Below are 12835 nucleotides of genomic sequence, written 5' to 3'. Positions count from 1 at the left end.
TTATTCTTAAAACAATATACTATAATAGATTATTAATCAACAATCTAAATCGATTAAGTAATAGTTTTTTTACTGTAAATTAGATATTTATTTTAATGCGTCTGCCCTGCCACTTTCATCGACAATCAGTTCATCTTTTCCCAGACGGAACTTTCCGGTACGCTCTCCCGGTGCCATATTAGCCGCAGGACTCAGGAAAACCCAATCCACCGACTTTTCCGGCAACAACAAATCGGTATAAACCTTTGCCATCCCCCGTATTCCCGGTAAAAGTTTCTTGGGAACGTCCGGTTCATCCATCAGCTGACGACCGGGAGCCACCAACAAACTGCCTGCTCCGCCAACCATCAGGAAACGATGCACACCGGAGTTGCGAACGGCACAAAGGATAGAGCCATAGCCTTCCAGTGTCTCTTCATAAATATTGGGATTCGACCAGCCCGGATTGAAAGCACTGATCACCGCATCCGACTTAGCCAGTTCGCGGGATAAAAAGTCCGTATCGGTCACATTCCCTCCCACTACTTTCAGATGCGGATGGATTAAAGTCAGTTTCGACGGATCTCTGACGATGGCTTTTACCTGATGCCCCCTGCCTAATGCTTCTTTCAGAATAGCGGACCCGACATAGCCGGTCGCGCCTATGATAACTATTTTCTTCATGACTGTATGTTGTTTGATTACTTTCTATAGAACAACATCAGGTAGCCATCTTGTTTTGGAAAAGCGAATTTACTTTTGAAATACTTTCGTCGATTTGATCATAACATCCCGGATAGGCCGGTCATTCTTATCTGTTTTCACCAGCGACATTTTCTCTACGATATCGAAACCGTCCACCACTCTCCGAAGATCGTCACGGAACTATCCAGGTGGGGCACTCCGCCAACCGTCTTATATACTTCGCGGTGTTCGGCGGGAATAACATACGGGCCCAGGTCGGCCAATGTATCCTCCACCATAACCAAAGCACGGTTTGTCAGTTCCGTTTCCAAAGAGTCGGCAGCCAGTGCCGGATCTTCTTTCTTCAACTGATCCAGGAATTTATAATATAACCAGTTACGGCGAATCTGGTTGATCCGTACCTCTTTCTCATCCAGTTCAGCATCAGTATGTTTCTTTCCCTGCACGAAACAAAACTGGGTTCCGGCCGATGCACGTTCGGGATTTACATCATCACTTTCCTTGGCATCGATCAGAGCACCTCGTTTATTGAAATGGTTGGGAAGTATCTCGGCCGGAACGGTATAACCACCATCACCGTCTCCATACAAAACACCCGGTTCATGAGCTTTGCTGGTCGGATCACCACCTTGCACTACAAAATCTTTAATGATACGGTGAAATAGCATCCCCTCATATTCACCCGACCGGCACAACCGGATGAAGTTATCACGATGCAAGGGAGTGTCATCATACAACAGGACAGTAACATCTCCCATAGTCGTTTTCACTGTCACATAAACGGGTTTCGAAGGGTCCAGCGGTTTATCGCCACAAGAGACCAAAGTAAAAAGAAGAAGCAAAAGAGTAAATAGTCGTTGTTTCATAACACCTTGTTTTTATTTATTTGTTCATTATTGACAGATATGCAAGTATCCTTTCCGCCCTGCTGTATACGGTCTCTTATAATTCGTTTCCTTACTACCTTTTTATCCCAAATCTATTACTTCATTTCACCCGAATACAGACTTTTTGTTGCCGGGATGCCATCTCATCCTGTTTTACACCCCCATCTTAACGATGCCTACATCCGGGTGTAGAGGGGGTAGAGACCCGGGTGTAGAGCAACTCTTATTATTATCTTGCTGAACTTTAGCTATATAGTCACTAAAAACAGCATACTGTCTATACTACTTTTTAAGCAGGGTATGATAGATGAATGATAGATAAGTGATAGTTGAAAACCCCTACTATCACAATATAACAATCATAGTTACAACATCTTATATCAGAAAGTGATAGTATGATAGTTAATTTCAAAAAATCATTTATACACCAGCATCTGACACCGCTTACAATCGAACTGCAATCTTAGCCGGGTATCCTTATATAAAAGATAATAAGGTTCCTTATAAGGTGACTTCTCCTTCTGATACGTCGGGCACCAGCCCATGCTATACCGCAGGCAATGCTTCGTAAACATCAACGGAACGTCTTTTTCCGGCTTCAACTCAAAGGCTTCAGCAACTGTCTCTACTCCATGCGCCTTATAAAAAGCTTCCGCCCAGCTATTTGATACATTCCCCAGATAAGTCAACTGGCGTTCCGGAAAAGGAACCTCTTTCGCAGGTTCAACCTTACGCGAGAGTTCACGCTGATAACGGATCATACGGTCTGACTGCAACTTCTCTACGGCCTTGCGACGCATATCCGCCAGAAGAGACGACGGAACGAACCAGTTTTCCCCCATTCCTATATGTACTTCCGATGCTTCAAACGGCGTGTTCCCCAACTTGGCAAGTTGCGTCCGGATATTGTCGGCCTGGTCACGACGTGCCAGTTCCTTATTGAACGGCTCGGTCAGCATCACACGTGCTCCCGTTTCATCTTCCATCACCAACGTAAAACCGAAAGGATTGTCCAGGAATTCGATCTTTACAGCCAGCTTACGTTCGGCAGAAGGTTTCGCCAACTGCTTTTCAAAAACCTGGTCAAAATTACGATACAAAGGTGTCTTGGGCTTTATATCCGGCATATCCAACGGAAAGACACGGTTCGCCTCTACTCTGTTGACACGAAACCCTTCCAACTCACCACGGCTATTGAAGAATACCAAGCCATCCCCATTATTCAGTTGTTTTACTCCGGCGATGGTAAACGAATTGCCTTTCAGTTCCTTGACGGTTCCGACAGATTCACCTAACGATTTTGGAGTATTGAAAGCTGTTATATCTTTTGTACGTTCATGCAGGAAGAAAGGAGTAAATCCCCGGTTGAAACTTTTCTCGGCTACCGGCTCAAACTCATAGGTACTTTTCCCTGCTGAAGCACGGATATATTCAGGTCGGCGCGTCAATATAGCATCCAGTTTCTTCCGGTAATAAGCCGTTATATTCTTTACATAAGTGACATCTTTCAAGCGCCCTTCTATTTTAAAAGAAGAAGCACCCGCATCCAGCAGGGCTTCCAGTTGGTCGGAACGGTTCATATCCTTGAGTGATAACAAATGTTTGTTATGAACGATCTCCGTCCCGTTCGCATCCACCATCGAATAAGGCAACCGGCAATATTGTGCACACTCTCCCCGATTTGAACTCCGCCCGCTCAAAGCTGCGCTCAGATAGCACTGCCCGCTGTAACTCACACATAATGCCCCATGCACAAAAACCTCCAACGGGACAGACACCTGTTCCGATATGCAGCGAATCTCATTCAACGACAATTCGCGCGCCAGAACCACCTGTGTAAAACCGGCTGCCTCCAAGAACTTCACCTTTTCAGGCGTACGGTTATCCGTTTGTGTGCTGGCATGCAGCGGGATAGGCGGCAGATTCAAGCGAGTGATCCCCATGTCCTGTACGATCAGAGCATCGGCTCCTGTCTGATAGAGTTGCCAGATCAGTTGCTCCGCTTCCGGCAATTCTTCTTCCCGCAGAATGGTATTTAAAGCCACATAGATACGGGCATTATATAAATGAGCATATTCACAAAGAACACGAATATCCTCCAACGTATTTCCGGCAGCGGCACGGGCTCCAAACTTCGGTGCACCGATATACACGGCATCAGCCCCATGATTAATGGCTTCAATACCACAGTTCAGATCTTTAGCCGGCGATAGTAATTCTATGCGGCGGGGTTTTATTGGCATATTGTTATTTCAGATTTATCAAAAAAGTACAACTCACAAAACAAATTCACGCATTGCCTCCGGTTGCCAGCCACGGTAAACAGCAGCTAGCAGGCGTAAGCGGGTGTTACCGGTGCTACTGAGTATCTTCTCGTCAGTAGCGTAACGGCACAATTGTTTTTCGGCTTCCTGCAATAAAGCTTCCACATCGGTTGTCGTATCATCCCGTTTCAGGAATTTCAACTCTACCAGATAGGAATATTGCATATCCGGATAGTTTGCCAGGTTGGGCATCAGGTAAAGATCGGAAAAACCACGGCCCGCTTCAAACTCAGGCCAGATAATAAAGTAATCCGTCAACCCCATATAAGCGATCATCAGTGTTTTAATAGTCGACTCCTGATAGATCGCATCACGAAGAACCGCTTTCTTATCAACCTGACGGGCAAAAAAGTCCAAAGCAGCTTCCCATTCCCCGAAATAAGCCATACGACGCATCCGGTCGGACAAGTCCATAAAAGGGAAAACAACCGACTCGCGTTCTTTCATCGCTTCCACCAGATAACTGTAAATCTGTTCGCGGACGGCCAGGTTGGGTACTTTCATGATCGTTTCGCCATATTCCATCCGGTCGTAAGTCAGCAAACCGAAATAGTATAGCAGTGAGGTAAAGTTACCCGGATCGGCCAGGTTCTCTGCTGGAAAACTGTCTTTTATCACGTTTCCGTTCACTTCGCCGGTATCGATCAACTTTGTAATGACCGAACAACCTTCTTCCTGCATCCTGTCGATACGGATAAAGTGGCGCAATTTGCTGTAATCCGTCCGGATATTACGGTCGACCATTTCGGAAGGCGGACGTTTCTTCTGCAAATAATTATTCAGGAAATAGAGCACCATATCCGAATTATACATCGTTTGCCCGATACATTCTTTGGCAAAACAGTAATTATCGTACCAGGGTTTCATCATCCGGACAATATCATCGATAGAATCGGCCAGCATGCCTTCCGATTGGTAATAAGATAACATCTCATGCAGCTCCGATTCGCTGAAACCGACCATCGAATTAAACCGTTCATCTGTCGTTATATTCGTCCCGATATTGAAACCACTCGTCACGTCATCCAGCGTAACAGGCGACACACCGGTAATGAACATTCGTTTCACAGGGGCTTCCGCTCCGGTGGTAACACCTTTTACCACATTAAAGAATGAACGATAGAAACCTGAATCGTGCGTCAAAGAATGATACACATCATTTCCTTTAGAGGATAATATCGTATTGGTAAAATTATCGTATTCGTCGATCAGCAAGTAGATAGACAGCCCTTGTTCTTTGGCACACAGGCAAATATATTCCAAACGTCCGGCAGCCTCCGGAATCAATTTTAGCTGTTCCTGGAAATCAGGTTTAAAATAAGAAGCATATACGCTGGCAAAATACGCTGTTTCCAGACTGATATGCCGGTTGAAGGCAGCTTCCAGTTTATCGTCCGTAGCCCTTACCATACTGAAATTAAAACGCAAAACCAGGTATTTACCCTGTTCAGCAGTCGGATGCTTGCCGATGTATTGATTACCGAACAGTTCCTCAAAACGGTCGGCATATTTCACATCGTAATAGCAGTTAAGCATATTCAGGAACAACGATTTCCCGAAACGGCGCGGACGGATCAGAAACAGGAAAGCTGCTGTCTTTTCCAGATCTTCAATATATTCCGTCTTATCCACATAGTAATAATCTTCTGTAACAATACGAAGATAATCCGTCAATCCGTAAGGTATTTTCTTTGCCATATATACTCTTTATTTAATCGTTTCGTCAGCTCCTTTCGGTAGCGCTATTTACAAACTCCCCAAATCCTTTATATCCTCAATATTGAACGGAGTTGCCTGGTAAACGTAATAGTTCAGCCAGTTTGTGAACAACAGGTTCGCATGGCCGCGCCAACGGACTACAGGACCCTGGGCCGGGTCGTTGTTGCGGTAATAGTTGTGGGGAACGGAAATGGGAAGGCCTTTATTCAGGTCGCGGATATATTCATCGCTCAACGTATAAGGCGAATATTCAGAATGGCCCGTAATATAAAACTCACGTCCGCCGCGCGACATCGCCATATAAACGCCCGACTCCTCGCTCTCCGAAAGAAGCGTCAACTCCGGCACCTTCCGGATATCTTCACGGCGTATTTCGGTATGACGGCTGTGAGGCACATAAACTCATCATCGAACCCGCGGAATATCGGCAGATAAGGCTCACGCAACGTATGCCGGAAAACACCGAACATCTTTGCCGGCAAATCATATTTAGGCACACCATAGAAATGATACAATCCCGCCTGCGCCGCCCAACAGATATATAATGTAGAGGTTACATGCGTACGCGCCCAGTCGAAGATCGTCGTCACCTCTTCCCAGTAACTCACATCTTCAAAAGGCATCTGTTCTACCGGAGCGCCGGTAATGATCATTCCGTCGTAATAATCTTTCTCTATATCGTCGAAGTCTTTATAAAACTCCTGCATATGTTCGATCGGAGTATTCTTTGGGGTATGGCCCTTTATCTTCATAAAGTCCAGCTCCACCTGCAAAGGGGTATTACTCAACAGACGGATCAGGTCTGTCTCTGTCGTGATCTTCAACGGCATCAGGTTCAGTACCACCACACGCAGCGGACGAATATCCTGGGATGATGCACGCAAGGAATCCATCACAAAGATGTGTTCCTTTTTAAGGAGTTCGATAGCGGGTAAATTCTTTTGTAAATTTAATGGCATGGCAATTCCTCTCTTTATTGTTTTTAGGAATACAAAGATAGAAATAAGTTAGCAGTTAACGTTTTTCCTACTGAAAAAAGTACCTATAGGCTCTTTAGTAAATAGCCCATAGGTACGCAAATATATCAGAGTATTTCTATCTAACTACTGTATTTCTTCTGAGGCTGATGTATATCCGCCCCCCAGTGCTTTATACAGATAAACCACCGACAACAGTTCATCCAGTACCGCCTTATTCAAACTGATCTGGGCATCCAGATAACCACGCTGGGCATCCAATACATCTATATAATTGGTTACACCATTGATATACTGCAATTCTGCCAACTTTAAATATTTCCTTGAGGTTGCTTCCAGTTTTTCCTGCGAGCGACGAATATCTTTCGCCATATGGATCGTAACAATTGCATCGTTCACCTCCTTGAAAGCACCGATCACGCTCTTCTGGTAACTGTACACCTCCTGCTCATAACGGGCTTTGGACGCTTTCAGCTTTGCCTTGTTCTTCCCCATTGCGAAAAGAGGCTGAAGCAGATCGCCTGCCAGGAACCATGCCGGACTTTTCAGCAGGTCGCCCAACTCTTCACTCTCGAGACCGAAATTACCGGTCAGGCTGATCTTCGGAAACAGATCGGTATAGGCTACTCCTACTTTTGCATTCGCTTCGCGCAACTTCAACTCGGCCTGACGCATATCCGGACGGCGTTCCAACAGAGCCGAGGGCAATCCTACCGGCAAAGCATCCGGCAAATGTTGCTGGTCGAGAGACAGGCCGCGGGGGATATATCCCGGATATTCGCCTAACAACAGGGACAGGTCATTTTCCTTGATCTTTACCTGGCGCTCCAAGGAAGGGACAAGCGTCTCGGTACGGGCAAGCTCCACCAAAGCCTGGTTATAAGAAGTCTCGGAAGTCAGACCACCATCATAGCGGAGTTTAGCCAGGCGAACCCCTTCACGACGGGCTTCCAATGTCTGGCGGACTATAGCCAACTGACGGTCGAGAGCACACAGTTGATAATAAGCGGCCGCCACTTCGGCAACCAGTGTCAACTGTAATCCCCGGCGGGCCTCTACCGATTGCAGGTAGGCAGCAACGCCGGCTTCGTTTGCCCAACGGAGGTTACCCCACAAATCCAACTCCCACGAAAGGGTCAGCTTCGCCCCGTATTCTGGATCGGGTTTAGGATTATCGCCTCCATAATTCAACCGTTCTTTCTGGCTGTAAATACGTGCGCCTATTTCCGGAAACTGGTCGGCAAATGTGATACGTTTGGCAGCGATCATTTCCTTGATCTTGGCGGCTGCTATCTTCATATCTTTATTATTTTCCAGGGCAGTCGTAATAAGCCGTTGCAAAGTGGTATCGGCATACAGGCTTTCCCAGGGAATATTATCCACGGAAAGACTGTCGGCACCGGCCTCCAGTTCAGCCGGAAGGTTCAACTCCGGACGGGCATATTTCTCTCCTAGCTTACAAGAAGAAAAAGAGAAGGTAATAGCCGACGCAGCAACCATAAAAAAGAACACCTTCTTTTTAGGTATTATCCGCGCAACACGATCCATCCGCAGCGTTCGTTTAATCTTATAAATCAGAACAAAGAAGAACGGTACCAATACAATACCTACCGTAATGGCAACCAACATACCAAAGAACACACCTGTACCGATGCTATGGCGTGAGGCTGATCCCGGCCCGCTAGCCAACACCATCGGAAGCATACCCAATACGAATGCCAAAGAGGTCATCAGGATCGGACGGAAACGCATCCGCGCCGCATGGATAGCAGCCTGAACAACGTCTACTCCGGTATCGACCTGTACTTTGGCAAATTCGACGATCAGGATCGCATTCTTCGCCGCCAATCCGATCAGCGTGACAAGCCCGATCTGGAAATAGACATCGTTATGTAACCCAGTAGCCCAAATTCCCAGATAAGCACCCAAAGCGGCAACCGGCAAAGATAAGATAACAGCGATCGGAACGATCCAACTTTCATACTGTGCGGCCAGAAACAGGAACACAAAGAGGAATACGAGTGCAAGGACCATGCCCGTCTGTCCGCCGGCCTTCTTTTCCTGATAGGACAGACCGCTCCATTCCAAACCTATGTTATCGGGTAGATGTTCGCGTGCAATCCGTTGCATGGCAGCCATGGCTTCACCGGAACTATAGCCGGGGGCAGCCACTGCACTGATGGCAGCTGTCGAGAACATATTGAACTTCTTGATCGTACCCGGTCCGGTCGTATAGCTCGTCGTACCCAAAGCGGTTAACGGAACCATCGAACCGTTTTGTGCACGGACAAAGAACAGTCCAATATTATCACGAGTGGCGCGATAAGGGGCTTCTGCCTGGATATATACCTTATATATACGGTTGAACATATTGAAGTCATTCACGTAGACGGAGCCCAGATAGGCTTTCATCGTCGAGAAGATATCCGTCAGAGGAATACCCAGGAACTTTGCCCGGTCACGGTCTACGTCAAAGTATAGTTGCGGAATCTCCGGTTGCAGGGCGGAAGATACGCCGGTCAGTTCGGGAGCTTTCGACGCATATAGCATAAATGTATCGGTTGCGCTTACCAGATTTTCCCAACTGGCTTCACCGCGGGCTTCCAACTGCATTTCCAAACCTCCGCTTTCTCCCAGACCGGGTATTACCGGCGGACGATTCAGATAAGCGAGTATCTCCGGATAATATTCAAATTCTTTACGGGCCACAGCCATCACATCTTCAACACCCATGCCGGAAGATTTACGTTCTTCCCAGGGTTTCAGAATAACGGTAAGCGTGGAGCGGCTTTGCGAAGTTCCCACACGGGTACTGCTTCCTGTCACGTTCTGGACGTAGGCGACAGCCGGTTGTTTTTCCAGAAATTCTATCGCTCTGTCGGTTACTTTACGGGTACGCTCCAATGTCGCACCTTCGGGCATAACTAATTCCACCGTAAAAAATCCCTGGTCTTCTTCCGGGATAAAACTGGTAGGAATAATCCGGTTCAGTACAAAGATAAAAACAAGTACCATACCGAATCCGGCCAGGATTCTTTTGGGATTAGTGATCGCACGGGTCAGCAAATGGATATATTTATTATTTCCTTTATGCAGCCATATATTGATCTTGCGGAAGACGAAATTTTTCTTTCCGACAGTCGGACGTAATATCAAAGCACACATCGCCGGGCTTAATGTCAAAGCAACGACAGTCGACAACAATACGGAAACCACTATCGTAATAGAGAACTGACGGTATAATGCTCCGGTAATTCCACTCAGAAAACTCACCGGAACGAATACGGCTGCCAATACCATCGATGTTGCAATCAAAGCTCCCGATAATTCGCGCATCGCTTTATGGGTGGCTTCGCGGGCTGTAAGCCGTTCTTCATGCATGATACGTTCCACATTCTCCACTACGACAATCGCATCGTCGACCACAATGCCGATCGCCAGGATCAGTCCGAGCAAGGTCAGCATATTCAGGGAGAATCCCATGATGAGCATAAATCCAAACGTTCCGATCAATGATATGGGAACAGCGATAGTCGGGATTAAAGCGGCACGCCAGTTCTGTAATGACAGGAATACAACCAGTATAACCAGGAACAAAGCCTCAAACAAGGTTTTATAAACTTCGTGGATAGACTGTGATATATATTCAGTCATATCAAAGGGAAACTTATATTCCAGTCCTTCCGGGAAGTTCTGGCTGATCTCTTTCATAGCTTCTTTTACATTGGTTGCCACTTCCAAAGCATTGGCACCCGGTAGCATATAAATACCCAGGATAGCCGCATTCTTTCCGTTTATTCCACTTTCCGTAGAATAAGAAGAGGCTTCCAAAGATATTCTCGCGACATCGCGCAAACGAACAATCGATCCGTCAGGATTGGCACGGACAACGATATCTTCAAATTCTTTTACCGTAGACAGACGTCCGCGGGCAGTGATCGGCAAAGTGATATCCACGTCGATAACCGGCTGTTTACCTAATTCTCCGGCAGCGGATTCACTGTTCTGTTCTTTCAGGGCGGCCTGGATATCTTTTACCGTCAGTCCCATATTTGCCAGGCGATCCGGATATACCCATATCTGCATACCATAGTAACGGCTACCGATATTGGACACACGTCCCACACCCGGAATACGGCGAAGTACGTCGAGCACATTGATCGTTGCGAAGTTACTCAGATAGATTTCATCAAAGCGTGGGTCATCCGAACTCAGGCTTAACGTCATCAACTGGCTGGCCGATTGTTTTTCCACGGTGATACCATTCTGAACAACATCGGAAGGCAGGCGCGATTCAGCCAACTTCACACGGTTCTGTATTTCCACAGCAGCAAGGTCAGCATCGGCAGATACATCGAATGTGACTGTTATAGTCAAACCTCCGGAGTTCGTACTGCTGCTCTGCATATAGATCATACCCGGAGTACCATTCAGTTCCTGTTCGATCGGTGTTGCAACAGCCTGCGACACCGTCAAGGCACTGGCTCCCGGATAAGAGGCACTGATCTTCACAACCGGAGGCGTGATCTGAGGATACTGGTCCACCGGTAACATCATCAATCCTATAACCCCGACAATAACGATCAATAAAGATAGTACGGTCGAGAATACGGGACGGTCTATAAAGAATCCCGGCTTCATTCTCCTGCCTCCTCTCTATATGCTTCGATGGCTTTGTCATCCCCTGCCTGAACCGGACGCACCAGCATACCAGGAACTAATTTATGATAGCCTTCGATAACTACTGCTTCATTTTCTCCCAGACCGCGTTCAATAACGATGTTATTTCCGATTTCAGGTCCTGTTTGTACAAAACGCTTTTCCGCTACATTATCACGCCGGATAATATAGATGAAGACACCGCCTTGTTCTATAGAAATAGCCTTTCGGGGAACAACGATTGACCGTTCACGTACATCTAATAATAGTTTCACGCGGGTGAACTGTCCGGGAAGTAATTTCTGATTTGGATTAGCCAATTCTGCACGTACACCGAAAGTTCCTGTTTGTGGATCTACAATCGGATCGGCAAAGTCGACTACGCCTTTGACCGGATATTCAGAATTATCGGCCAGCGTCACGGTTACAGTCGGCTGCCAGGAACGGGTCGTATCCTGCTCACCGAACTTAATGTTACGGCGTTCGGCACGCAGATAATCCAATGCAGTCATTTTGAAATCGACCAATACTGTGTCACTTTTTACCACGGCCGCTAATTTGGAGTTAACACCGGGACCAACCAGGGCGCCGACATCGACAAAACGCTCACTGATATATCCGGCAATCGGTGAAGTGACCGTTGTATAACCCAGCTCCAGTTGTGCCTGGTCCAGGTCAGCTCTGCTCATTGCGATATTAGCTTCCGAATCATCCAGGGAAGCTAATGCGTTATCAAGATCCAACTGGCTGGCCGCATGCTGTTCGTACAACGGCTGTAAACGCTCTACATCTCTTTTGGCTTTTGCCGCCTGAGCTTCGTTCTTCTTTAACTGTGCTTTCGCTTTCTCTACGCGTGCCTTATAAAGTGCTGAATTTATTATAAACAAAGGTTCATTTTGTTTCACCTGTTTACCTTCTACAAACAGCATCCTTTCCAGATAACCTTCTACGCGTGCATGTATCTCTACATAACTTGCGGCACGAATACGGCCTACATATTCACCAAAAATTTGCACATCTTCTTTCTGAGGCTTGTCAACTATGACAAGGGGACGCAACGGCTCTTCTTTTTTTCGACATCCTGTTGCCAACATTAAAAGGGCGACTAATACGATACCTCCTTTTACTAATCTTTCTCCTACCATTACTAATATCTATAAATGACATTTAAATTTTCTATTGTTCTATCTCTATATTGTAAGAATGAAATAATCGTACCATTGTTCAATACAATCTGTTAAAAAACGCTATACCCCTAAATATTAACCATATAAACAAACAACCAAATAGAACAACTTCTTTATTAAAAACGGGATTCGTAGAATTATTCCACAGACAAATGCTACATAATCCACAAAACAAATATAAACCAAATACAAATAATGTATTTATGGATAGTCAGAGTCATCAACTATAAACACAAAAAGGAACCAACCTTTCGATTGATTCCTTTCATTTGTTTGGAGTCTGTGACTCTCTAAAACGGCGGCTATCTACTCTCCCACTTTTACGCAGTACCATCGACGTGGTTGGGCTTAACTTCTCTGTTCGGAATGGGAAGAGGTGGATCCCCAACGCTATAACC

The 12835-nt window shown here is 46.2% G+C and carries 7 protein-coding genes, 1 rRNA gene and 1 pseudogene; all 9 read right to left on the bottom strand.

Features of this window, described 5'->3' with window-relative positions; all coding sequences use genetic code 11:
* Positions 1-87: 87 nt before the first annotated feature.
* Complete coding sequence (locus DXA15_RS22965) at positions 88-663, bottom strand: NAD(P)-dependent oxidoreductase (RefSeq protein WP_233567565.1); 576 nt, start codon at positions 661-663, stop codon at positions 88-90.
* A gap of 69 nt (positions 664-732) precedes the next feature.
* Positions 733-813, bottom strand: a complete 81-nt coding sequence (locus DXA15_RS28120) for a hypothetical protein (RefSeq protein WP_369683082.1) — start codon at positions 811-813, stop codon at positions 733-735.
* A gap of 5 nt (positions 814-818) precedes the next feature.
* Positions 819-1550 carry a peptidylprolyl isomerase gene (locus tag DXA15_RS22960; protein WP_233567564.1) on the bottom strand — a complete coding sequence of 244 codons (732 nt, stop codon included), beginning with the start codon at positions 1548-1550 and terminating at the stop codon, positions 819-821.
* Positions 1551-1987: 437 nt separating this feature from the next.
* A complete protein-coding gene (locus tag DXA15_RS22955; RefSeq protein ID WP_128135573.1) occupies positions 1988-3814 on the bottom strand; it encodes a U32 family peptidase in 1827 nt (608 codons plus the stop codon).
* A 33-nt stretch (positions 3815-3847) separates the two neighbouring features.
* Positions 3848-5593: an ATP-binding protein gene (locus DXA15_RS22950; RefSeq protein WP_128135572.1), complete on the bottom strand. Its 1746-nt coding sequence runs from the start codon at positions 5591-5593 to the stop codon at positions 3848-3850.
* A gap of 48 nt (positions 5594-5641) precedes the next feature.
* A pseudogene (gene metA, locus DXA15_RS22945) lies at positions 5642-6573 on the bottom strand (homoserine O-succinyltransferase).
* A 144-nt stretch (positions 6574-6717) separates the two neighbouring features.
* Positions 6718-11232, bottom strand: coding sequence for a multidrug efflux RND transporter permease subunit (locus DXA15_RS22940; protein WP_128135571.1), 4515 nt, complete (start codon positions 11230-11232; stop codon positions 6718-6720).
* Positions 11229-12395 carry an efflux RND transporter periplasmic adaptor subunit gene (locus DXA15_RS22935; protein WP_046146546.1) on the bottom strand — a complete coding sequence of 389 codons (1167 nt, stop codon included), beginning with the start codon at positions 12393-12395 and terminating at the stop codon, positions 11229-11231. The genes DXA15_RS22940 and DXA15_RS22935 overlap by 4 nt, the downstream gene beginning before the upstream one ends.
* A 335-nt stretch (positions 12396-12730) precedes the next feature.
* Positions 12731-12835: ribosomal RNA gene (rrf, locus tag DXA15_RS22930) — 5S ribosomal RNA — on the bottom strand; the annotation flags it as partial.

The organism is Parabacteroides sp. AM58-2XD, assembly GCF_003463685.1.
Lineage (GTDB): Bacteria > Bacteroidota > Bacteroidia > Bacteroidales > Tannerellaceae > Parabacteroides > Parabacteroides segnis.
This window is presented reverse-complemented; position numbering and strand designations above follow the sequence as displayed.